We start from the raw sequence: 448 nt of genomic DNA, 5'->3' as shown, positions 1-448 counted from the left end.
AACACCACCGACCAACCCGCCAGCTCACGCCCCATCCCCACCCACTGCGAACCCTGACCCGGAAAAACGAACACCACGTCTCCGGGGGTCACGCGGCCTGATACCAGGCCTGCTGACGCGAGGTCCCGCGTTGCCGAGTTCAGTGCTGCGGCTGCGCTCGGGCGATCTGCGGCGAGCACGACGGTGCGCTGTTCCAGGGCTGCGCGGGACAGCAGTGAGCGGCCCACGTCGGCCAGTTCGGGGCCGGTGGTGTCGGAGACGAGCGTGTGCAGGCGGTTCGCCTGTCCCGCAAGGGCCGCTTCCGACTTCGCCGACAGCAGCAGGGGCACCACCCCGGAGCTCTCCCCGGTCTCCGGCACCGCGACGGGCACCGCGACGGGCACCGGCTGCGCCTGCTCGATGATCACGTGCGCGTTGGTACCACTCATCCCGAACGACGACACACCCG

The 448-nt window shown here is 70.3% G+C and carries 1 protein-coding gene; it reads right to left on the bottom strand.

The features are described from left to right. A partial coding sequence (locus JS521_RS36080; protein ID WP_443732194.1) for a KS-MAT linker domain-containing protein occupies nucleotides 1–407 on the bottom strand: 407 nt, incomplete at its 3' end. Between the last annotated feature and the right edge of the window lie 41 nt (nucleotides 408–448).

The organism is Streptomyces durocortorensis, assembly GCF_016901035.1.
GTDB classification, from domain to species: Bacteria; Actinomycetota; Actinomycetes; order Streptomycetales; family Streptomycetaceae; genus Streptomyces; species Streptomyces durocortorensis.
The sequence above is the reverse complement of the archived record's forward strand: the minus strand, read 5'-3'. Positions and strand labels throughout refer to the sequence as shown.